This is a genomic window from Caulobacter sp. FG7, assembly GCF_057808875.1.
In genome coordinates this window covers 171,818-193,407 of record NZ_JBMDIW010000001.1, presented here as the reverse complement: position 1 = coordinate 193,407, position 21,590 = coordinate 171,818, and the positions used below count along the sequence as shown (strand labels likewise).

Annotated in this window: 17 protein-coding genes; 5 read left to right on the top strand and 12 right to left on the bottom strand. The window is 68.8% G+C overall.

The genetic code is table 11. From position 1 onward, the window contains the following. Positions 1-5 precede the first annotated feature (5 nt). The 3 genes from sdhA to sdhC are packed head-to-tail and all read right to left on the bottom strand — an operon-like array spanning position 6 to position 2,604. The gene (sdhA, locus tag ACODR1_RS00930) at positions 6-1,793 is read right to left on the bottom strand and encodes a succinate dehydrogenase flavoprotein subunit (RefSeq protein WP_488878772.1); all 1,788 of its coding nucleotides are present in this window, start codon (positions 1,791-1,793) and stop codon (positions 6-8) included. Beyond that, the gene (sdhD, locus tag ACODR1_RS00925) at positions 1,793-2,194 is read right to left on the bottom strand and encodes a succinate dehydrogenase, hydrophobic membrane anchor protein (protein WP_101718639.1); all 402 of its coding nucleotides are present in this window, start codon (positions 2,192-2,194) and stop codon (positions 1,793-1,795) included. Before sdhD ends, sdhA begins: the two co-directional genes overlap by 1 nt. A gap of 2 nt (positions 2,195-2,196) precedes the next feature. Next, entirely contained in the window at positions 2,197-2,604 is a 408-nt protein-coding gene (gene sdhC / locus ACODR1_RS00920; protein WP_488878771.1) for a succinate dehydrogenase, cytochrome b556 subunit, read from the bottom strand. 195 nt (positions 2,605-2,799) lie between these two features. Between sdhC and ACODR1_RS00915 the strand changes: the two genes are divergently transcribed. Next, on the top strand, positions 2,800-4,233 hold the full coding sequence (locus tag ACODR1_RS00915) for a sensor histidine kinase (protein ID WP_488878770.1): 1,434 nt from the start codon (positions 2,800-2,802) through the stop codon (positions 4,231-4,233). Positions 4,234-4,275: 42 nt separating this feature from the next. Here ACODR1_RS00915 and zapE read toward each other — a convergent pair whose 3' ends face one another. From zapE to ACODR1_RS00885, 6 genes are all read right to left on the bottom strand, one after another. After that, positions 4,276-5,394, bottom strand: coding sequence for a cell division protein ZapE (gene zapE / locus ACODR1_RS00910; protein WP_488878769.1), 1,119 nt, complete (start codon positions 5,392-5,394; stop codon positions 4,276-4,278). 376 nt (positions 5,395-5,770) lie between these two features. After that, complete coding sequence (def, locus tag ACODR1_RS00905; RefSeq protein ID WP_116488503.1) at positions 5,771-6,292, bottom strand: peptide deformylase; 522 nt, start codon at positions 6,290-6,292, stop codon at positions 5,771-5,773. Positions 6,293-6,300: 8 nt separating this feature from the next. Then, a complete protein-coding gene (locus ACODR1_RS00900; RefSeq protein WP_488878768.1) occupies positions 6,301-7,611 on the bottom strand; it encodes a DNA recombination protein RmuC in 1,311 nt (436 codons plus the stop codon). A 43-nt stretch (positions 7,612-7,654) separates the two neighbouring features. Further along, entirely contained in the window at positions 7,655-8,071 is a 417-nt protein-coding gene (locus ACODR1_RS00895) for a DUF5990 family protein (protein ID WP_488878767.1), read from the bottom strand. Positions 8,072-8,124: 53 nt separating this feature from the next. After that, on the bottom strand, positions 8,125-10,464 hold the full coding sequence (locus tag ACODR1_RS00890; protein WP_488878766.1) for a glucan 1,4-alpha-glucosidase: 2,340 nt from the start codon (positions 10,462-10,464) through the stop codon (positions 8,125-8,127). Between the two features lie 8 nt (positions 10,465-10,472). After that, positions 10,473-12,005 carry an MFS transporter gene (locus ACODR1_RS00885; protein ID WP_488878765.1) on the bottom strand — a complete coding sequence of 511 codons (1,533 nt, stop codon included), beginning with the start codon at positions 12,003-12,005 and terminating at the stop codon, positions 10,473-10,475. Positions 12,006-12,382: 377 nt separating this feature from the next. Between ACODR1_RS00885 and ACODR1_RS00880 the strand changes: the two genes are divergently transcribed. The 3 genes from ACODR1_RS00880 to ACODR1_RS00870 all read left to right on the top strand — a co-directional run bounded on the left by ACODR1_RS00880 (position 12,383) and on the right by ACODR1_RS00870 (position 14,418). Continuing rightward, positions 12,383-12,928 (top strand): DUF1697 domain-containing protein, encoded by a 546-nt coding sequence (locus tag ACODR1_RS00880; protein WP_488878764.1) that lies wholly within the window; start codon positions 12,383-12,385, stop codon positions 12,926-12,928. A 142-nt stretch (positions 12,929-13,070) separates the two neighbouring features. Then, a complete protein-coding gene (locus ACODR1_RS00875) occupies positions 13,071-13,535 on the top strand; it encodes an RrF2 family transcriptional regulator (protein WP_488878763.1) in 465 nt (154 codons plus the stop codon). Further along, positions 13,525-14,418 (top strand): NAD(P)/FAD-dependent oxidoreductase, encoded by an 894-nt coding sequence (locus ACODR1_RS00870; protein ID WP_488878762.1) that lies wholly within the window; start codon positions 13,525-13,527, stop codon positions 14,416-14,418. Before ACODR1_RS00875 ends, ACODR1_RS00870 begins: the two co-directional genes overlap by 11 nt. A gap of 161 nt (positions 14,419-14,579) precedes the next feature. On the opposite strand, the gene ACODR1_RS00865 is transcribed toward ACODR1_RS00870, so the two are convergent. Beyond that, positions 14,580-16,610: a glycoside hydrolase family 97 protein gene (locus tag ACODR1_RS00865; protein ID WP_488878761.1), complete on the bottom strand. Its 2,031-nt coding sequence runs from the start codon at positions 16,608-16,610 to the stop codon at positions 14,580-14,582. A 125-nt stretch (positions 16,611-16,735) separates the two neighbouring features. Between ACODR1_RS00865 and ACODR1_RS00860 the strand changes: the two genes are divergently transcribed. After that, on the top strand, positions 16,736-17,749 hold the full coding sequence (locus tag ACODR1_RS00860) for a LacI family DNA-binding transcriptional regulator (protein WP_101718651.1): 1,014 nt from the start codon (positions 16,736-16,738) through the stop codon (positions 17,747-17,749). Positions 17,750-17,874: 125 nt separating this feature from the next. On the opposite strand, the gene ACODR1_RS00855 is transcribed toward ACODR1_RS00860, so the two are convergent. Continuing rightward, positions 17,875-19,506, bottom strand: a complete 1,632-nt coding sequence (locus ACODR1_RS00855) for an alpha-amylase family glycosyl hydrolase (RefSeq protein WP_488878760.1) — start codon at positions 19,504-19,506, stop codon at positions 17,875-17,877. Continuing rightward, positions 19,503-21,332, bottom strand: coding sequence for an alpha-amylase family glycosyl hydrolase (locus tag ACODR1_RS00850; RefSeq protein WP_488878759.1), 1,830 nt, complete (start codon positions 21,330-21,332; stop codon positions 19,503-19,505). Before ACODR1_RS00850 ends, ACODR1_RS00855 begins: the two co-directional genes overlap by 4 nt. Positions 21,333-21,590 lie beyond the last annotated feature (258 nt).

The window sequence follows — 21,590 nt, the reverse complement described above, 5'->3', positions numbered from 1 at the left end:
TTCCCCTAGTAAACCCGTTGCTTCGGCGGGATGTAGTCGATGTCCTGCGACATCGTGTAGTTGTGCACCGGACGGAAATCGATGCTGACCTTGCCGGTCTCGTTGTCGAGCCAGGCCAGGGTGTGCTTCATCCACTCAGTGTCGTTGCGCTCGGAGAAGTCCTCGCGGGCGTGGGCGCCGCGGCTCTCGGTGCGGTTGGCCGCGCCGTTCACCGTCACGACGGCCTGGCCGATGAGGTTGTCGAACTCGAGGGTTTCCATCAGGTCGGTGTTCCACACCAGACCGCGGTCGGAGACCTTCACGTCGCCCTTCTTGTCCCAGACGGCCTGCAGGCGGGCCACGCCGCTGTCCAGGCTCTCGCCGGTGCGGAACACGGCGGCGTCTTCCTGCATTGCCTTCTGCATTTCGAGGCGCAGTTCGGCGGTCGGGATCGAGCCGTTGGCGTTGCGCATGCGGTCGAAGCGCTCGATGTGCGCTTCGGTCTGCGACGCCTTCAGTTCCGGCTGCTTGGCGCCGGGGGTCAGGGTCTCGGCGCAGCGCAGGCCGGCCGCGCGGCCGAACACCACGAGATCGATCAGCGAGTTCGAGCCCAGGCGGTTGGCGCCGTGCACCGACACGCAGGCGGCTTCGCCCACGGCCATCAGGCCCGGGATCACCTGGTCGGGGTTGTCGCCCGACTTGGTGACGACTTCGCCGTGATAGTTCGTCGGTATGCCGCCCATGTTGTAGTGGACGGTCGGCAGCACCGGGATCGGCGCCTTGGTCACGTCGACGCCGGCGAACACCTTCGCCGTCTCCGAGATGCCCGGCAGGCGCTCGGCCAGGATCTTCGGATCCAGGTGGTCGAGGTGCAGGAAGATGTGGTCCTTGTTGGGGCCCACGCCGCGGCCTTCGCGGATCTCGATGGTCATCGCGCGGCTGACCATGTCGCGAGGCGCCAGGTCCTTAACCGACGGGGCGTAGCGCTCCATGAAGCGCTCGCCTTCCGAGTTGGTCAGATAGCCGCCTTCGCCGCGGGCGCCTTCGGTGATCAGGCAGCCGGCGCCGTAGATGCCGGTCGGGTGGAACTGCACGAATTCCATGTCCTGCAGCGGCAGGCCGGCGCGCAGCGCCATGGCGTTGCCGTCGCCCGTGCAGGTGTGGGCCGAGGTAGCCGAGAAGTAGGCCCGGCCATAGCCGCCGGTGGCCAGGATCACGGTCTGGGCCTGGAAACGGTGCAGGGTGCCGTCGTCGAGCTTCCACGCGGTCACGCCGCGGCAGGCGCCGTCTTCCATGATCAGGTCGAGGGCGAAATACTCGATGAAGAACTCGGTGTCGTGGGCCAGCGACTGGCCGTACATCGTGTGCAGCATGGCGTGACCGGTGCGGTCGGCCGCCGCGCAGGTGCGCTGGATCGGGCCTTCGCCGAAGTTCTTGGTCATGCCGCCGAAGGCGCGCTGGTAGATCTTGCCCTCGGCCGTGCGCGAGAACGGCACGCCCCAGTGCTCGAGTTCATAGACCGCCGCCGGAGCGTTGCGGGTCAGGTACTCGATGGCGTCCTGGTCGCCCAGCCAGTCCGAACCCTTGACGGTGTCGAACATGTGCCAGCGCCAGTCGTCCTGGCCCATGTTGCCGAGCGAGGCCGAGATGCCGCCCTGGGCCGCCACGGTGTGGCTGCGGGTCGGGAACACCTTGGTGATGCAGGCGGTCTTGAGGCCGGCTTGCGCGGCGCCGAGCGCGGCGCGGAGGCCCGAGCCGCCGGCGCCCACGACGACGACGTCGAACTTGTGGTCGATGAACGTATAGGCCGACATCAAAGGGCTCCGGTGAAGGCGATCTTCAGGATCGAGACGATCCCGGCGGCGCCCGCGAGCATGCAGACGAAGAGGTTGCCGATGACGAGGGCGGCCTTCGGGGCGAACGCCTCGACATAGTCCTCGATGACCACCTGGATGGCGTTCTTCAGGTGCACCAGCAGCGCGATGAACAGCAGCGACAGCAGGACGGCGTTGATCGGGATCGCCACCCAGGCGGCGACGGTGTCGAAGTCCGAGCCGGCCAGGCGGATGCCGGCGAAGGCGCCCCAGATGAACAGCGGCACGAGGGCGAGGCCCGAGACGCGCTCGGAGATGAAGTGACCCACGCCGTGGTGCGAGGCGCCCAGGCCGCGCGCGCGCGACAGCGGGGTGCGGAATTGGCTCTTGGAGGTGCTCATGGTCAGATCGCTCCGGTCGCGAGGGCGATGATCCAGGTGACCACGGCGGCGACGATCGCGAACGCGATCACGGCCAGGCCCGTGGCGTCGGCGGTCTTCGGCGCGAAGCCCTTGCCCAGGTCCCAGAAGCTCTGACGGACGATGTAGCCGACGTTGTAGAAGACCGCGACCGTGATGCCGAACAGCACCAGCTTGCCCAGCACCGAACCCAGCACGCCGGTGTAGCAGGCGTAGTGGTCGGGACCCGAGGCCAGGGCCAGGGCCCAGCCGGCCAGCAGAAGGACGCCGACATAGAGGGCGAACAGGCTGGCGCGGTGCAGGATCGAGCACGCCATGGTGATGTGCCAGCGCCAGACCTGGAGGTGCGGCGACAGCGGACGCTCAGGGAGCCCCCGGCTCGTCTCGGTCATTTTTACGTCCAACCTGTGGATTTGTGCGTTGCGGGACGCTTTTAAGCGCGAGCGCCGGGGTGTCAACGAAACGGCCGTTACTTGAGATACGTTCGCATTTCACCCGATGGGGGAATGAAGGAACCTCTCTAGCAAAGCTTGCGTTATCGCTGGCTGTTCAGTGGGGGATGACCTTCAGGCGATGAACTTCAGGCGATGACTGGGCCGATCGATTTCGCGACGGTGTTCGATCGTCTGCCGACGCCGTACATGATGCTGGACCGGCAGTTGCGGTACGTCGCCGCCAACCAGGCCTATCTGGACGCCGTCGGTCGCGGCTGGGAGAGCATCGCGGGCGTCCACGTGTTCGAGGCCTTCCCCGCCGAGGGCGAGTCGCGCGCACGGCTCGAGGAGTCGCTGCTGCGGGCCCGCGACAGCGGCAAGGTCGACCACCTGCCGCTGATCCCCTACGCCATCGAGCGCCCCGACCATCTGGGCGGCGGCTTCGAGGATCGGATCTGGAGCGCCACTCACACCCCGATTCCCGGTCCCGACGGCAGGACAGCCTACATCGTCCAGCACACCCAGGACGTCACGGCCATCCAGCGGCTGAAGGAAGTCGCCTTCGGTCGGGGCGAGATGGCCATGCTGCAGGACGACGTGCTGCTGCGGGCCGGCGCCGCCGGGGGCCAGAACGACGACCTGCGTCGCCTGTTCATGCAGGCCCCCAGCTTCATGGCCGTGCTGCGCGGGCCCGAGCACCGCTTCGACCTGGTCAACAAAGCCTATACCCAGCTGATCGGCTGGCGCGACGTCGTGGGCCTGCCCCTGCGCGAGGCCCTGCCCGAGGTGGTCGAACAGGGCTTCGTGACCCTGCTCGACCGGGTCGCCGCCAGCGCCGAGGCCTTCATCGGCCGCGAGATCAAGGTCGCGCTGCAACGCACGCCGGACGGGCCTCTGGAGGACCGCTTCCTCGACTTCATCTACCAGCCGATCATCGAGCCGGACGGCTCGGTCTCCGGCGTGCTGGTCGAGGGTTCGGACGTCACCGACAAGGTGCTGGCCGGCGAGCAGCAGCGGCTGCTGCTCGACGAGTTGAACCATCGCGTCAAGAACACCCTGGCCACGGTGCAGGCCATCGCTCGCCAGACCCTGCGCGGCGCCCTGACGCCGGAGGCCTTCGCCCGCGCCTTCGAGGCCCGCCTGCTGGCGCTGTCCCAGACCCACAACGCCCTGACCGACAGCCAGTGGGCCGGCGCGGGCCTGCGCCAGATCCTGGCGCAGGAGCTGGCGCCCTACGATCCGGCCCGCATCGTCATGGACGGCCCCGACCTCAACCTGCCCGCCCGCGTGGCCCTGTCGCTGGGCATGGTGTTCCACGAACTGGCCACCAACGCCGCCAAGTACGGCGCGCTGAGCACCGAGACCGGCCGCCTGCTGCTGACCTGGCGCGAGGAGCCGCCGGGCATGCTGTCCTTCGAATGGCGCGAAGCCGGCGGCCCGCCCGTGGCCGTCCCGGATCGCCGGGGCTTCGGCTCGCGCCTGATCGAACGCAGCATTGGCGCCGAGCTGCGCGGGCGGGTGGCGATCGAGTACGAACCGGCGGGGCTGGCCTGCAGGTTCACCGTGTCGCTGGATAGGGTGTTCTGAGAAATCGGACCCTCCCTCTCCCTATGGGAGAGGTTTCAGATCCTAGTCCCGCACCCGCCCCACATAGTCCGCCGAGCGCATCTCCTGCAGGCGCGACACGGTGCGCTCGAACTCGAACGAGCCGTCGCCGGCCGGGTACAGCGCCTCGGGCTCGCCGGCGGCCAGGGCCACCAGCTTGGCGTCGGCCTCGTAGAGGGCGTCGATCAGGGTGTTGAAGCGCTTGGCCGCGTCGCGCTTCTCGGGAACGAGCAGCGGAATGTCTTCCAGGAAGATGGTGTGGAAGCGTTCGGCCAGGGCCAGGTAGTCCTGCGGCCCCAGCGCCTGCTGGCACAGGCTGGCGAACGAGCTGCGCACCAGGCCGCCGGCGGCGCGCGGCAGGCGCAGCTTGCGGCCCATCACCTCCAGCGTCGCGCCGGTCTCCTCGGCGCCGTCCAGCATGTCGGCCCACAGCGTGTCGAACTCGGCCTCGGTGGTCTTGCCGAGGGGTGAGAGCCAGGTGCGGCCGGCCCGCAGGCGGTCGAGGCGGAAGTCGACGGGGCCGCGCACGGCCACCACTTCCATCTTCTCCTTCAGCATGGCGATGAAGGGGGTGAAGAGCTGGCGGTTGAGGCCGTCCTTGTAGAGGTCGTCGGGCGGACGGTTGGAGGTGGCCACCAGCGTGACCCCTTCCGCGAACAGCGCCTCGAACAGCCGGCCCAGGATCATGGCGTCGGCGATGTCGGTGACCTGCAGTTCGTCGAAGCAGAGAAGCCGCGCCTCGCCCGCGATCAGCTCGGCCGTCGGCGCGATCGGGTCGTCGCCCTTGTGGCGGCCGAAGCGCGCCTTGCGCTCGGCGGCGTCGCCCTTGCGCCAGGCGTCGATGTGGGCGTGCACTTCGGCCATGAAGACATGGAAGTGGACCCGGCGCTTGCGGTGCACCGGGGCGCTGTCGAAAAACAGGTCCATGACCATCGACTTGCCGCGGCCGACCGGCCCCCAGATGTAGAGCCCGCGCTGGCTCTTGGGCTTGCGGCCGAAGAACGAGAAGCTGGGCTCGCCGGCATTGTCGAGGTCTGACTCCAGGCGGGCCAGGGCGTCGATGGCGGCGGCCTGGGCGACGTCGGGACGGATCTCGCCGGCGGCGAGACGCTCACGATAGGCGGTGCGTACGGACTGGGGCATCTAGGATGCGGGTTAGCGCGTGAAGCCGCGCGGGGGAACCCTCTCCCTGAAGGGAGAGGTGTCGGCGACGTTGACGGAGCGGGGTGTGGCGCGATGATCGACCAGTTCAGCGGAAGCTGAAAACGCCCCCCCTCCGGCCCTTCGGGCCACCTCCGCCAGAGGGGGAGGATCTTGGCGCCGCCCCTCTCCTCCCCCGCTTGCGGGGGAGGAGGACCACGAAGTGGTGGAGGGGGCGAGACTGGGCGCCGTGCGAGCCGTCGCCCCCTCCGTCACATCGCCGATGGCGCCGCGCCACCTCCCCCGCTACGCGAGGGAGGATCAAAAAAAGCCCCGGCCTTTGGGACCGGGGCTCTTCTGAAACTCCATGCGGCGGCGATCAGGCCACCCGGGCGACCTTCTTGGCCTTGGCCATCGCCCGGTCGCGGCGCAGGCGCGACAGGTGGTCGATGAACAGCACGCCTTCCAGGTGGTCCATCTCGTGCTGGATGCAGACGGCGAACAGGCCCTCGGCCTCTTCTTCGACCTTCTCGCCCTGGTAGTTCAGGTAGCGCACCTTGATGCGGGCCGGGCGTTCGACGGCGTCGAAATATTCCGGCACCGACAGGCAGCCTTCCTCGTAGACGAACAGCTCTTCCGACGGATCGAACAGCTCGGGATTGATGAAGTAGCGCGGCGCCGGCTCTTCTTCCTCGCGGGCCAGGTCCATGACGATGATGCGCACGGGCTCGCCGATCTGCACGGCGGCCAGGCCGATGCCGGGCGCGTCGTACATGGTCTCCAGCATGTCATCCATCAGGGCGCGCACCTCGTCGGTGACGGCCTCGACGGGCGTGGAAATCTTCTTCAGCGTCGCCAGGTCGGCGGCATTGTCGATGGTGAGGATGCGACGGATAGCCATAACGGGACTCAGGTAGGCGTCCCGTTTCCAAGGGTCAAGGCGGGGTTTTGTCCCACCCCGTCGCCAGAACCATTTGAGGCGTCTGAGATTTCCAGCTTGGTGACCGGCCGCACCGCGGTGTCGACGCCGGCCAGCTCCTCGATGCCCCTGCCGCCGTGCTCGACCTTCAGCTTCTCGAACTCGCGGGCCTTGGGCAGCACCCGGCTCTCCAGTGAGCCGACGAAGGCGTTATACTTGTCGACGGCGGCCGACAGCGACTTGCCCATGCCGGCCACGTGGCCGCCCATGTCGGCCACGCGCTTGTAGAGCTCGCGGCCCAGGGCGGCGACCTCGACGGCGTTCTTGGCCTGCTCCTCCACGCGCCAGCCGTAGGACACGGCCTTGCAGAGGGCGAACAGGGTCGAGGGCGTGGCGATGATGACCCGCTTTTCCATGGCCTCGGTCATCAGTTCGGGCGCGCGCTCCAGGGCCGCCGCGAGAATCCCGTCGCCGGGCACGAACATGGCCACGAAGTCGGGCGAGACCTCCAGGGCGTCCCAATAGGCCTTGGCCGACAGCTGCTGGATGTGCGTGCGCAAGGACGCGGCGTGGCGCAGGTAGGCGGCCTCGCGGGTGACGTCGTCGACCGCGTCCTGGGCTTCCAGATAGGCGTTCAGCGAGCACTTGGCGTCGATGACGAAGGCGGCGTTGCGCGGCATGCGCACCACCACGTCGGGCCGGATGCGGCCGCCGTCCAGCTGCACCTGCTCGGTGAAGTCGACGCCGTGCTTCAGGCCCGCCATCTCCAGCACGTTGCGCAGCATCTGTTCGCCCCAGCGGCCCTGCACGCCGGCCCCGCGACGCAGGGCCGCCGACAGCTTGCGGGCCTCGGCCTGGGTGGCGGTCGAGGCTTCCATCAAGGCGGCGATCTGGGCTTTCAGGCCGCCGGTCTCCTCGGCGCGCACCTTCTCGACGGCGGTGACCTGGGCCTCGAACTTGGCCAGGGTCTCGGCCACCGGTTTCAGCTGGGCCTCCAGGCGGGCATGGGTCAGCTGGTCGCGGCTCTTGGCGTTCTCGTCGGCCCGCTTGATGAGCTGCTCGGCCACCGCCTGGGCGCTCTTCTCGGCCTGGGCGCGGATCAGTTCGATCTGGGTCGCCGACTGGTCTTCCAGCATGCGGTGGCGCTCCAGCGCCTGCTCCAGCTGCGCGGACAGCCGCCAGGCCTCCTGCTCGGCGGCCGCGGCCTTGCGCTGGGCCATGATCGCCCACACCACCGCGCCGGCGGCGGCGAGCAGGAACACCAGGGCGAGGATCAGGTAGGGGTCGACGGCGTCGTTCATGCTCCGTTCTTAGCCGGAGTCGAGGGCCAGAGGAAGGCGCGCGTCAGCCGACCACGCGCCAGCCTTCGAGCGGGACGACGGTGGCGCAGGCCGGGCCGCCGTCCTTGGCGCGGCCGGGCAGCAGCACCTCCAGCACCGCGCCCTCCAGGGCCCGCGCCAGCAGGTCGGCCGGGATGGTGTGGATGTCGATCTTGGCCCGCCTCGTCCAGGTCGAGCCGTGCTGGCCGGCCGAGGTTCCGATGGCGATGTAGACGAACCGCCGGCTGGGCCCTTCGCTGCGGACGAACTCGCCCAGGAACCGGGGCCCCGGCGCGGCGCGCACCTCCACGTCGAGGGCGAGGGAGGCGTCGCCCGCGACCACCGGCCCCACGGGATGGTTCTTCTTGTCCTGCAGGCTGTAGGCCACGCCAGGAACCGGGTCCTGGATGCGCAGCCTCAGCGTGATCGGCTGACCGGTCATGGCGTTCCTCCGGGGCGGAACCGTAGCCGACGCCGCGCCTGGGGCAAACGCCTCTACTTCGCGTACCGCGCCGCCACCGGCTCGTAGCGATCCCAGACCTGGCCGTCGGCCAGCGAGCGCAGCAGCTTGAGGTACTCGGCGTGCGACCAGGCCAGCGGCGTCGCCGAATCCGTGCCCTCGCCGGTTACGTAGGGATGGCGGGTCTTGGCGCCGACGCCATCCCACACCTGTTCGGGGATCAGCAGGCCGTCATTGGCGAAGAGCTCGATGCCTTTCACATAGCGGGCGCGGATGGCGGCGATCTGGGTCTTGGAGGGCTTGCCCTTCTCGGCGGCCAAGGCCAGCTCGTAGTGCCCCCGCTCGCCGGTGAAGATCGGCCAGACCCGGCCGCGCTGGCCGGGGCTCATCTCCCCGCCCTCGCCGTAGTTGCCGCCGGTCTTGGCGTCCTCGCCATAGCCGTCGACGTCGTAGCGCCGCCAGCCGGGGAAGCTGCCCTTCACGCCGGGGAAGCTGAAGTCGTAGCGCACGCGGTACATGTCCTCGCGGGCGGTGTCGTCCAGCTCGGGCAGGCTGCCGACGATGTGGCTGTCATCGGCGCGGCGCACGCCGTAGCGGACCAGTTCCAGGAAACCGCCGTCGACCACCTCGTCCTCGGGCGGGGCGATCTGGCCGTTGGCCGCGCCGATCGGGGCCTTGTCGTTGGGGTCTTCGTTCTTGTTCAGGCGCATGAAGTACGACCCGTCGCCGAACTTGCCCGAGGTGGTGAACATCCGCGCCTCGACCTTGGCCGAATAGGCGTCAGCGGTCTGGCGGTAGCGGTCGCCCGACTTGGCGTCGCCGGCCAGGTCGGCGATCTCGCCGGCGGTGACCAGGCCGGCGATCACCGCGGCCGTGGTCGAGGGCGAGTGGCCGTCCTGCTCCTCCCAGCGCTCCTGCTGGGTGTAGGGCGGCGTGATCGTCGCCTTGTTCCAGCCGATGCCGACCTTGCCGCCGTCGACCAGGAAGTCGGCGGCCGGCTTGATCATGCGGGCGTAGTAGGCCTTCAGGTCCGGCTCCGACAGCCAGCCCAGCTTCCACAGCTTCCAGCCCAGCATGATCGGCATGGCCGTCTGGTCGAGCTGGACGCCGACCCACTCGGGCGTGCCGTCCACTTCCGACTTCTGCAGGAACCAGCCGCCGGCGCCCTTGTTGCCCGGGGTTTTCTCGCCGACCTGCACGGTGGGCAGGTAGTGGAAGGCGGCCAGGGGCGTTTCCTTGTCGCCCAGGGCCGCCAGGGCCATGGCGCACTGGTAGAAATCGCGCGGCCAGACGGCCTTGTAGCCGGTCGAGGGCTTGGAGGCGTCGACCGTGTCGCCCCAGGGATTGGACAGCGAGGCGATCAGGGCGCCGGCATAGGTGCGGTCTTCCTGCACCTTCAGCATCAGGGCGCTGGCATAGGCCAGCTTGCCGCCGTCGGCGCTTTCCTTGGCCACCCGCGGCAGTTCGGTCAGCGAGGCGATGTAGTCGCTCCACCCGACGCGGTCGCCCTCGCCGTTGTAGCGGGCCAGCACCTCGTCATAGCCGGTCTTCAGGCTGGCCATGGCCGTCTGGGCCGAGGCGCCGGGATCCGCGCCGAAGCCGATGGCGAAGTCGTAGGTGGCTGCCCCCGAGGCCTGGGTCGGCAACTGGGCGGCCAGCACGATCGCGCCCTTGGCTTCGGAGCCGCCGGCCAGCACGCCGTCCTCGCCGAGGATCTTCAGGGCGTCGTTGCCCTCCAGCCTGGCGGCGGCGGCCTTGGCGAACGGGCGGTCGCCGCGCAGGGTCAGGTAGACCTTGCCCTCGCCGGCCGTCAGCGCCTGGGCGCCGGCCGACCCGACGTCGTTGCCGCCGGTGTTGGCCATGTGCGGCTCCAGCACCAGGAACGGCGTCACCGAGCCCTTCAGCGGCTTGATGGTCACCCGCAGGAACAGGGCGTGGCGGTCGGGATCGGTGAAGATCCGCTTCTCGATGACGAAGCGGCCGGCCTTGTCGGTGGTGGTGATCTTGTAGGCCGGCGACAGCGGGCGGCCCTTTTTGTCCGTATACAGATATTCGGTCCTGGCGGTCGTGTCGCGACCCTCGACCGCGACGCCGTCGGCGGTCTTCACGGCGATCCGCATCTGCTTGATCTGGGCCTCGTGGATCAGGCCGTACATGGTTTCGGTCAGCACGCCGTCGGCGACCGAGAACCACACCTTCGACACCGCGCCGGTCGGGCCGCCGTCCTTGTAGGCGCCGTCGACATAGGCCTCGTAGGAGGCGCCGACGGCGGTCTTGGCCGAATAGGCCCAGGTCGTCGCCGGCTCGGCGGCTTGGGCGGCCGACGCCGCCGTCAGGGCCGAGGCGGCCAGGATCAGGGTCTTGAGGGTACGCATGAGGGGCCTCACGAAAGAGACTTGGCCAGCCGCTTGGGCTCGCCCGGGTCGTTGACGGCGAAGACGGAAGCCGCGGCGATCAGGAACGAGGCCGCGCCCAGCACCAGGGCGTAGATCGCCTGGCCGCCGAAGAAGGTCTTGAGCAGCAGGCCCAGCACCGTGGCGGCCAGCAGCTGCGGGATGACGATGAAGAAATTGAAGATGCCCATATAGACGCCCATCTTCCGCCCCGGCACCGAACCCGACAGGATCGAATAGGGCGACGACAGGATCGAGCTCCAGGCAAAGCCCACGCCGACCATGCCGATGACCAGGAGCTTGGGGTCGCGGATCACGAGGAACGACAGCAGGCCAAGCCCGCCCAGCACAAGGCACAGGGCGTGGGCGACGCGGCGGCTGAAGGCGCGTGCGATCACGGGGATCAGCAGGGCCGCCAGTGCCGCCACGCCGTTGTAGACGCCAAACAGCACGCCCACCCAGTCGGCCCCGGCGTTGTAGGCGGCCGAGGTCGCGTCGCTGGCGCCGTAGTGGAAGGCGGCGACCGCAGGGGTCGTGTAGATCCACATGGCGAACAGGCCGAACCACGAGAAGAACTGCACCACCGCCAGCTGCTTCATCGTGGCGGGCATGGCGAAGAGGTCCTCGACCACTTCGGAAAAGCCGTTGGCCGCGCGCCCTGCCCGCTTCAGCTGGCCGGCGACCAGCTGCGCCAGACCGAAGCCGGCGACCAGGGCGGCCAGGACGTAGAGCTCCTTCTCCAGCTTCGAGGCGTAGACGCCAGCCGCGACCGCCAGGCCGGCGACCGTCCAGATCGCGCCGCCGGTCAGATAGGTGGAGACGGCCCGGCCGAGACCGGCTTCGATCGCCACGGCCTCGCCCTTGGCGGCGGCTTCGGCGGCCTCGAAGGCGGCCATCTGCTCGGGCGAGTATTCGCGGGTGGAAAAGACGGTCCACAGCACCGAGGCCAGCAGCGCCGCCCCGCCGACATAGAAGGCGATGCGCACCGACGGCGGGATCTGGCCGGCCGGGGCGGTGTTGGCCACGTCCAGCCAGTTGGTCAGGATCCACGGCAGGCACGAGGCCAGCACGGCTCCGATCCCGATGAAGAAGCTCTGCATGGCGTAGCCGGTCGATCGCTGCTCGTCGGGCAGGTTGTCGCCGACGAAGGCCCGGAACGGCTCCATGGTGATGTTGATCGAGGCGTCCATGATCCACAGCGCCGAGGCCGCGATCCACAGGGTCGGCGAATTGGGCATCACGACCAGGGCGGCCGTGGTCAGGATCGCGCCCCAGAAGAAGTAGGGCCGTCGGCGGCCCAGCTTCCCCCAGGTCTTGTCGGACAGGTAGCCGATGATCGGCTGCACCAGGAGGCCCGTGGCGGGCGCGGCGATCCACAGGATGGCCAGGTGGTCGATCTCGACGCCGAGGGTCTGGAAGATGCGGCTGGTGTTGGCGTTCTGCAGGCCAAAGCCGATCTGGATCCCGAAGAACCCGAAGCACATGTTCCAGATCTGGAAGAGGCTCAGCCTGGCCTTGGTCATCGCTTCCCCACCTTGACGCCGCCGGTTGGCCCGGCCTTTTGCGCAAATATTTGCAATGCGCTTTGATGCGGGCATTTGCGCATGGGGCGCGGGGCGATGCAACGGGGAAGTGAGGCTATCGTAGGTACTAAGGGCGAAATGGGCGCCGAAATGGATCTTCCGCCTGGCGTTCACGAGACCTCCCCCGAGATGAGGACCGCCTGCGATCAGCAAGAATTCTCATAAATTTGCATCACCACCACTCTCCCGTCATCCCGCCCCTGCGGCGCCCCCCTGGCTCCGCCGGCGCGTGAGGCGCAAGAAGCGCCGGCCTCAAATCCCCCGCGACGGCGGCCCGCACAGGGCTTAAACAGCCGCCTCGTTCGAAAGGCCCGACCATGTCCCTCCACATCGCCCTGCTGCGCGGCGTCAACGCCGCCGGTGGCCGTCTGATCACCGCCGAAGAACTGACCGGCGTGCTGACCGATCTCGGCCACACCGAAGTCCGCATGGGCCCCAAGGTCGGCGACTTGGTGTTTGAGAGCAACGAGCGCACCGGCGCGGAACTTCAGACCCAGATCGAAACCGAGTTGATGGCGCGCCTGGGCCTGCGCACCGATGTCTATGTCCGCACCGCCGAGGCCTGGCGGGCCCTGGTCGCGGCCAACCCGTTCCCGGATTTCGCGGCGGCCGATCCGGGCTGGCTGATGACTCTGTTCTGCAAGGACACCCCCGACAAGAAGGCCATGGGCGCCCTGCGCGCGGCGATCCGCGGGACCGAGCAGGCGCGGGCCGAAAGCCGCCAGATCTATGCGATCTATCCCGACGGCGTCGGCGGCTCGAAACTGACCACCAGCTTGGTCGAGAAGACGCTCGGCACGCGGATCACCGGGCGGACGTGGACGGCGGTGCTGGCGCTCGCCGAAATGCTCGAGCCGAGCTAGTCCTCACCGTCTTTCCTGTCGCCCGGCGAACGGCGAGAAGCCTCTTCGGCAGCGGTGGGATGTCCCCGCCACGGGGGCGGGAATGACAAGAGGAAGCGGGAGCCCCTTGCATCCCGCCCCATCACGTAACATGTATAATTACATGAAACGGAACAGCCGCCTCTCCGTCGCCCTGCACGTGCTGCTGCACATGGCCGAACAGGCCGACAAGGCCCTGACCTCGGACGTCCTGGCCTCGTGGGCCGCGACCAATCCGGTGGTCATCCGCCGAACTTTCGCAGGACTCCGCGACGCCGGCATCGTCGGCTCGACCAAGGGCCACGGCGGCGGCTGGACCCTGCTGAAGCCGCTGGACGCCGTCACCCTGGCCGACATCCAGGCCGCCCTGGACGAGCCGCTGCTGGCGCTGGGCAAGGCCGAGGAAAGCCCCGGCTGCCTGGTCGAAAAGGCGGTAAACGTCGCGCTGGACGACGCGGTCGCCCAGGCCCGCCGCCTGCTGGACGAGCGGCTCTCCAAGATCACCCTGGCGGACCTGGCCGCCCAGATCGGCCCGCGCCGCGTCGTACTGGCGGCAGCCGGCTGCAAGGATCCCCATCATGAGTCATGACGTCATCGTCGTCGGCGGCAGTTTCGCCGGCCTGTCCGCCGCCATGCAGCTGGCCCGCGCCCGCCGCGACGTGCTGGTGGTCGACGCCGGCCTGCCGCGCAACCGCTTCGCCGACGCCTCGCACGGCTTTCTCGGCCAGGACGGCAAGGCGCCGTTCGACATCCTGCGCGAGGCGCGCTGTCAGTTGGCGGCCTATCCCACCGTACGGTTCGTCGAGGCCGAGGCCCGCGACGCCGGCGCTGAGGACGGGGGCTTTTCCGTTGCCCTGAACGACGGCCGCACCTTGCGCGGCAAGCGCCTGGTGCTGGCCACCGGCGTCGCCGACCAGCTGCCCGACATCCCGGGCCTGAAGCCCCGCTGGGGCGCCACCGTGCTGCACTGCCCCTACTGCCACGGCTACGAGGCGCGCGACCGCAGGCTGGGCGTGCTGGCCAGCGGTCCGATGGACCTACACAAGGCCCAGATGATCCCCGACTGGGGCCCCACCATCCTGTTCAGCCAGGGCCTGCCGATCGACGCCGAGACACGGGGCCAGCTGGCCGCGCGCGGCGTGGCGATCGAGGAGGTTCCGGTGGTCGAGCTGCTGGGCGACGAGCCGGACTTGTCCGGCGCCCGGCTGGCCGACGGCCGCGTCGTGGCCATCGAGGCGATCTTCGCCTCGCCGACCGTGCGCATGGCCAGCCCCCTGGCGCAGCGTCTGGGCTGCGCGCTGGAGGACGGCCCGCTGGGCCCGCTGATCAGCGTCGACGACTGGAAGGCGACCAGCGTGCCGGGCGTGTTCGCCGCCGGCGACGCGGCGCGGGCCAACCACAACGCCACCCTGGCCTCGGCCGACGGCGTGCTGGCGGGGGTGGGCGCGCACCGGTCGCTGGTATTTGGGTAGGGCCGAAAACCCCGTCCTTCGACAGGCTCAGGGTGAGGTTTTCGACTGAGCGGCCTCTGCCCTGTTCCTCATCCTGAGCTCGTCGAAGGACGAGGAACAGGCGTCGCCCCCAAACCGTAAAACCCCCGCGAAAGCGGGGATTTTACGGAGAGAGAGAAGCGCTAGCGCTTCAGCGCCACGAAGCGGATCGCCTGGCCGCCACCGGGGGCCAGCTTCAGCTCCAGCACGTCAGCCGCGGTGACCTCGCGGGCTTCGATGACGATGTCCTGCGGGGCGGTCTTCCAATCGGCTTTCTCGCCATCGCGATAGATCTCGGCGCGGTACCTGCGGCCCGGATCGAGGAACGACAGCGGCGCCGAAAGCACCCGGCCCTGCTCGTCGCTGATCGCGCCCAGGTACCAGTCGTCGCTCTTGCGGTCCTTGCGGGCGATGGTGACGAAGTCGCCGATCTCGCCGTTGACCACCTTGGTGTCGGCCCAGTCGACCGGCACGTCCTCGATGAACTTGAACGGCTTGGGGTTGGCCTCGTAGTTCTCGAGCAGGTCGGCGGCCATCTGGATCGGGCTGTAGATCACCACGTACAGCGCCAGCTGCTTGGCCCAGGTGGTGGCGACGCCGTCGGGAGCCTTGGTCTTCATGCCGAAGATGCCCGGCGTGTAGTCCATCGGCCCGGCCAGCAGGCGGGTGAAGACGAGGTTGGCCTCGTGCTCGGGCGGGTTGCCCGGCTGGCCCCAGGCGCTGAACTCCATGCCCCGCGCGCCCTCGCGGCTGATCCAGTTGGGATAGGTGCGGCGAAGGCCGGTGTCCTTGATCGGCTCGTGGGCGTTGATGGCGATCTGGCGCTTGGCGGCGGCTTCCAGCACCCGCAGGTGATGCTGCGCCATAGCCTGGCTTTCGTGCCAGGCGAAATGGACCTTGCCGTCCGGTCCCGTCACCTGGGCGCCACCGGCGTCGGCGACATAGCCGGTCTTGACCGCCGGCACGCCCACCGACCTGTAGAGGTCGAAGGCGCCGTCCATCTGGCGCTCGTAGACCACGGTATTGCCGGCCGTCTCGTGGTGGCCGATCAGGACGACGCCCTTCTTGCGGGCGTAGTCGGTCAGCTTCTTCAGGTCGAAGTCCGGATAGGATTCGGTGAAGCTGAACTCCGAGCCGTCGGCGAACCAGGCGCCGTCCCAGCCCTTGTTCCAGCCCTCGACCAGCACCCCGCCCAGGCCGTGCTTGGCGGCGAAATCGATGTGGCGCATGACGTTGTCGTTGGTCGCGCCGTGCTTGGGCCCCGAGCCCCAGGTCTTGTGGTCGAGATGCATCTCCCACCAGACGCCGACATATTTCATCGGCTTGATCCACGACACGTCGCCCAGCTTGTTGGGGTCGTTGAGGTTCAGGATCAGGCTGGAGGTCACAAGGCCGCCGGCGCTGTCGGCGATCTGCAGAGTGCGCCAGGGGGTGGGGAACGGCGCCGTGCGCTCGACCTTGGCCTCGCCGATGCCCGGGGTCAGGCTGGCCTTGAAGCGGCGATCCTGGGCGCGGGCCAGGTTCATGCCGGCATAGTCGACCAGCGAGGCCTCGTGGATCGAGACGTGCAGGCCGTCCTTGGTGCGCAGGGTCATCGGCGTCTGGGCGACGCTGACCTCTTCGACCGGCGTGGTATTGTAGAGATACTCCTCGCGGTTCCACTCATAGGCCGGGATCCACCAGGCCGTGGCCTCGTCGACCAGGGAAAACTCGGTCAGCTCCTCGCCGATGCGGGCGGTCTTCAGGTTGGCCTGCTCGGGGAACTCGTAGCGGAAGCCCAGGCCGTCGTCATAGAGGCGGAACACCACGTCCAGGCGCCGGTGCAGCGGGGTCTTCTCGACCAGGGTCACGCGCAGCTCGTTGAAGCGATTGCGCACCGCCTTGCGCTCGCCCCAGGGCAGGTCCCAGGTCTCATCGACGCTGCGGGTCTTCTGGTCGGTGACCTCGAAATTGCGTTGCAGTTTGGGGGCGTCGACCAGGATGAAGCCCAGCTTCGACGGCGCCACCACCGGCCGGCCCAGGCGGCTGACCGAATAGGTCGGCTGGCCGTCGTTGTCGGTGGTCACCGTCACGCTCAGCACCTTGTCGGGCGAGGTGGCGGTGGCCGTGACGGCCGCGAGCGCAGGCGAAGCCGCCAGGGCCAGGGCGGCCACGGCGAGAAGGCGCAGGATCATGCTTCTACTCCGGAAAACCTCGCCTCGCCGCACTTGCCAAGCACGGCGGGCGATGCGTTAAACAGGTCGTTGAAAAAATTTGCGGCAAGTTTTGCAGCCGCTAGGCACCACAGGGGCGGGACACGGTGAGCAAGGGGGCGACGCGTCTGGAAGACCTGGCCAGGATGGCCGGCGTCTCGATCTCCACGGCCTCGCGGGCGCTGAACGACAGCCCCGCCGTCAACCAGCGCACCAAGCAACTGATCTGGAAGCTGGCGCGCGAGATGGACTATCCGTTCCGCCGCTACATGCCCGCGGGGCCCATCGGCGCCGAGGGCACGATCGCCATCGTCGTGCCGCGCCCGCAGCACCGCGAGGGCCGGCTGTCGGACCCGTTCTTCCTCGAACTGTTCGCCGGGGTCGGCGAGGCGGCCCGCGAGCGGGGCTGCGACATCCTGGTCAGCCACGTGGCCCCGGGCAGCTTCGAGGACCTGTCGGCGGCCATGACCACCAGCCGCGCCGACGGGGTGATCTTCCTGGGCCAGTCCTGGCTGCACACCGCCTTCAACCGCCTGGCCGAGACCGAAGCCCGCTTCGTGGTCTGGGGCGCGCAGTTGCCCGACCAGGCCTATTGCTCGGTGGGGTCGGACAACCCGCTGGGCGCTAAGCGCGCGACGCTGCACCTGGCGCGTCTCGGAAGAAAGCGCATCGTCTTCCTGGGCGACACCGAGGCGCCCGAAGCCATGCAGCGCCACCGCGGCTATCTCGACGCCGTCGAGCAGTTCGGCCTGGGCGTGGATCCCGACCTGATCGTGCCGGCCCACTTCGAAGTCGAGTCGGCCGAGGCCAGCATCGACAGCCTCATTCAGCGCGGCGTGAAGTTCGACGGCGTCGTCGCCGCCTCCGACCTGATCGCGCTGGGCGCCATTCGCGCCCTGCAGCACGCCGGCCTGTCGGTGCCGGGCGACGTCTCGGTGATCGGCTACGACGACGTGCCCTTCGCCCGCTACTCGCGCCCGGCCCTGTCGACGATCTCTCAGGACACCGCCAAGGCGGGAAGGCTGATGGTGTCCAAGCTGCTGGACGCCAGTGGGCAGGGGGCCAGCCGCAGCGAGCGAGTTCCGACGGACCTGATCATTCGCGAGAGCTGCGGGGGGTGACCCGCCTCTCCCTTCCCCCTCGATGGGGGAAGGGTCGGGGATGGGGGTGACGCGAGGCCGGCCAAGCCAGCCGGCCGACGCGGGATCACCCCCACCCAACCCTCCCCCATCAAGGGGGAGGGCTTTCACGCAGCGCCCCGCTTCGCCAGCAGGCCGCCCAGCGGCGGCACGACGCCCGGCCCGCCGAGATTGACGCTGTCGACCATCGTCCAGCCCTCCGGCAGCTCCCAAGGAACCGCCTCGAAGCCGAGGTTGAACACGCACAGCATCGCCGCCTCGCCCTCGCCGCGCTCGAAAACGAGCAGCGGGGTGTTGGTGTCGACGAGGTGCATACCGCCGGTCTTCAGGGCCGGCCACTGCGCGCGCAGGCCGATCAGGCGGCGGGCGACGTGCAGGGTCGCGGCGGGGTCGGCTTCCTGGGCGTCGACCGACAGGGGCAGGTGCGCCGGATCGACCGGCAGCCACGGCTCGACGGTGGAGAAGCCGGCATTGGCCGCCCCGGCCGTCCACGGCATCGGCGTGCGGGCGCCGTCGCGGCCCAGGGTCTGAGGCCAGTTGGCAATGGCCTCGGGATCGACCAGCCGCTCGAACGGCACATGGGCCTGGGGCAGGCCCAGTTCCTCGCCCTGGTAGACGAAGACGTTGCCGCGCAGGGTCATCAGCAGCAGCAGGCCCATCTCGGCGAAGGCCTTGCGATCGCGGCCGCGGGCCCAGCGCGACACGGCCCGCGGGGCGTCATGGTTGGAGAAGGTCCAGGACGGCCAGCCCTCGCCCGGCGCGCCCGGCCACGAGGTCGCGCCGAAGCGCACCAGCTCGTCCTTCAGTTCGTCGGCATAGAGGTAGAGGAAGCTGTAGGCGCTGTTGAGGCGGTCCTCGCCGGCCGTGAACAGCTTCATCTCCTCGTCGGCCCGGTCGCCGCCGATCTCGGCCACCGAGAACCGGCCCTCGTACTGGTCGGTCAGGGCCCGCAGGCGCGACAGGAACTTCGGGATGTCCGGGTGACCCTGGTTGAACACCTTGTCCTGGAAGTCGAACGGCCGCGTGCGCTTGCCGCCCGGCGGCAGGGGCGGATTGTCCCGCAGCGCCGGGTCGTGCATCGAGAAGTTGATGGCGTCGAAGCGGAAACCGTCGACCCCGCGCTCCAGCCAGAAGCGGGTGATGTCGAGCAGAGCCTCCTGCACCTTCGGATTGTGCAGGTTCAGCTGCGGCTGCGAGGCCAGGAAGTTGTGCATGTAGTATTGGCCGCGCCGGGCGTCCCAGGTCCAGGCCGGACCGCCGAACACCGACTGCCAGTTTGACGGCGGCGAACCGTCCGCCTTGGCGTCGGCCCAGACATACCAATCCGCATACGGATTATCTCGACTTTCGCGGCTCTCGGCGAACCAGGCGTGCTCGTCGCTGGTGTGGGAAAACACCAGGTCGATGATGATCTTCACGCCCAGGCGATGGGCCTTTTCGATCAGGGCGTCGAAGTCGGCCAGGGTTCCGAAGATCGGATCGACGTCGCGATAGTCCGAAACGTCGTAGCCGAAGTCCTTCATCGGCGAGGCGAAGAACGGCGACAGCCAGATCGCCTGCACGCCCAGCGAGGCGATATGCTCGAGGCGCGCGGTGATCCCCGGAAGGTCGCCCACCCCGTCGTCGTTGGAGTCGGCGTAGCTGCGCGGATAGACCTGATAGATCACCGCGCCGCGCCACCATTCGGCGGGCGCGGCGAGGGAAACGTCGGCGGGCTTGGTCAAGCTTTCGGTCGTCACTGGTGCGCGCCCTCCGAGACGCAGATCTTGTAGTCGAGCGGCGCGATGGTCACGCGATAGCTGCCGGGGGCCGCGGCCGCCGGGGCGCAGGCCCCGACCACCGAGCGCCAGGCGCCCGAGGTCGTCTCGACCTCGACATGGGCGTCCACCGGCGCCGCGCCGGTGTTGAACAGGACCAGGGCTTCGCGGCCCTGGAGGATGCGGGAGACGGCCAGCAGGCCAGGCTTGTCGCCGGCGGCGCGGATGACCTGCCGACCCGAGCGCAGGGCCGGCTCGGCGGCGCGCACCTTGGCCATGCCGGAAATGGCGCGATAGAGCGGCGCGCCGGCGTCGTAGCGATCGGCCGAGCCGCCCTTGCCGCCGATCAGCCGGTTGTCGTTGTAGACGGCGACCTGGCTGGCGAACATGTCCTCGCGGGCGTCCTTGTCGTCGCCATCGCCGGTGAAGCCCTGCTCGTCGCCGTAATAGAGGGTCGGGGCGCCGCGCAGGAACATCAGCATGGCGTGGGCCAGCACGTTGCGCTGGACCAGTTCGGCGTCCGGCGCGACGGGATGGCCGACCAGCAGCCGGCGACCGAAGCGACCCATGTCGTGGTTGCCCAGGAAGGTGGGGATCTGCGGCCCGGCCGCCTCGCCGCCGCGATAGAGGGCGTCGGCGGCGTAGAGCCTGGCGAAGCGGTCGGTCCCGGCCTTGCCCGCCACGGTCTCGGTCACCGCCTGCTGAAAGGCGAAGTCCAGCGCGGCCGGGAAGCCGTCGACCACGGACGAACGGGCCAGGGCCACCGGATCGGGGTCGGCGATCTCGGCGAAGATGTGGAAGTTGGGGATGCCGCGCTTTGCCGCCCGTTCCTGCATGGCCGGCACGAAGGCCTGCCAGAACTGCGGATTGACGTGGCGGGCGGTGTCGACGCGGAAGCCGTCGATCCCGAACTCGTCGATCCAGGCGCCGTAGATGTCGATGAAGCCGGCCACGACGCGCGGATGCTCGGTGTAGAGATCGTCGAGCCCGGCGAAGTCGCCATAGAGCGAGCTCTCGCCGACGAAGTCGCTCTCGCCGCGGTTATGATACCAGATCGGGTCGTTCAGCCAGTCGGGCTTCTTGACCTTGGCCTCGGCCGCCGGGACGTAGGGCGTATAGGCGAAGTCGGGCCGGGTCAGCTTGCGGAAGTTTTCGGCCGAGCCGTCGGCGTCGCCGGCGAAACCGGCGTTGATCGCCGCGCCCGAGACGCCGCCCCGGCGGCTGACCGGATAGTCGGCCTTGCTGCGGTATTCACAGCGGCGGCCCTCGCATTCGCGGAACTTGATGACGTCGGCCGTGTGGTTGATGACGATGTCGAGATAGACCTTCATCCCCCGCGCGTGGGCGGCGTCGACCAGGGCCTTGAAGTCGGCCTTGGTTCCCAGGTGCGGGTCGACATCGGTGAAGTCGGTGATCCAGTAGCCGTGATAGGCGGCGCTCTCCTGGCCCTTGGGACCCTGCACCGGCTTGTTGACGAAGATCGGCGCCAGCCAGATCGCCGTCGCGCCCAGGCCCTGCACGTAGTCGAGCTTGCCGGCCAGGCCCTTGAAGTCGCCGCCGTGGAAGAAGCCCTTGTCGGTCGGATCATAGCCGGTCGCCAGGCGGTCGCCTCTGAGGCCGCCACGGTCGTTGGATGGGTCGCCGTTGGCGAAGCGGTCGGCCAGGACGAAATAGATCACCTCGTCCTGCGGCGGCCTGGCGCGGAACGCTTCCGAGGCCGGCGCCGACAGGGCCGGAACGGCGGTCAGGGTCACGCCGGCGCAGCCGAGCGCGGCCGCCAGCCGCCCCCACCGATTGCGGGTGTTCATCCCCTGCCCCTCCATCCCTAGCGTCGCGATCCTGAACGATGCGCCGCTCAGGTCAATTTTGCATAGATTTGCAAAGCCGTTTGCAGGCTGTCAATCCATTCGCCTCGCGATCAGCCCACCAAGCCCTGTCGCACTGTGGCCAAATAGCCGCAAAAACCCTTGCAAACGTGGAGTTCGTACGCCTGACGTGGCGTAACATGACAATCCGTCCATTTTTTCAGTTGCAAAAGTCGCAATGCGTTTGCAGTAATTTGCGCA

Coding starts and splice junctions, on each gene's coding strand:
- sdhA (WP_488878772.1), bottom strand. CDS start 1,793: ATGTCGGCCTATACGTTCATCGACCACAAGTTCGACGTCGTCGTCGTG.
- sdhD (WP_101718639.1), bottom strand. CDS start 2,194: ATGAGCACCTCCAAGAGCCAATTCCGCACCCCGCTGTCGCGCGCGCGC.
- sdhC (WP_488878771.1), bottom strand. CDS start 2,604: ATGACCGAGACGAGCCGGGGGCTCCCTGAGCGTCCGCTGTCGCCGCAC.
- ACODR1_RS00915 (WP_488878770.1), top strand. CDS start 2,800: ATGACTGGGCCGATCGATTTCGCGACGGTGTTCGATCGTCTGCCGACG.
- zapE (WP_488878769.1), bottom strand. CDS start 5,394: ATGCCCCAGTCCGTACGCACCGCCTATCGTGAGCGTCTCGCCGCCGGC.
- def (WP_116488503.1), bottom strand. CDS start 6,292: ATGGCTATCCGTCGCATCCTCACCATCGACAATGCCGCCGACCTGGCG.
- ACODR1_RS00900 (WP_488878768.1), bottom strand. CDS start 7,611: ATGAACGACGCCGTCGACCCCTACCTGATCCTCGCCCTGGTGTTCCTG.
- ACODR1_RS00895 (WP_488878767.1), bottom strand. CDS start 8,071: ATGACCGGTCAGCCGATCACGCTGAGGCTGCGCATCCAGGACCCGGTT.
- ACODR1_RS00890 (WP_488878766.1), bottom strand. CDS start 10,464: ATGCGTACCCTCAAGACCCTGATCCTGGCCGCCTCGGCCCTGACGGCG.
- ACODR1_RS00885 (WP_488878765.1), bottom strand. CDS start 12,005: ATGACCAAGGCCAGGCTGAGCCTCTTCCAGATCTGGAACATGTGCTTC.
- ACODR1_RS00880 (WP_488878764.1), top strand. CDS start 12,383: ATGTCCCTCCACATCGCCCTGCTGCGCGGCGTCAACGCCGCCGGTGGC.
- ACODR1_RS00875 (WP_488878763.1), top strand. CDS start 13,071: ATGAAACGGAACAGCCGCCTCTCCGTCGCCCTGCACGTGCTGCTGCAC.
- ACODR1_RS00870 (WP_488878762.1), top strand. CDS start 13,525: ATGAGTCATGACGTCATCGTCGTCGGCGGCAGTTTCGCCGGCCTGTCC.
- ACODR1_RS00865 (WP_488878761.1), bottom strand. CDS start 16,610: ATGATCCTGCGCCTTCTCGCCGTGGCCGCCCTGGCCCTGGCGGCTTCG.
- ACODR1_RS00850 (WP_488878759.1), bottom strand. CDS start 21,332: ATGAACACCCGCAATCGGTGGGGGCGGCTGGCGGCCGCGCTCGGCTGC.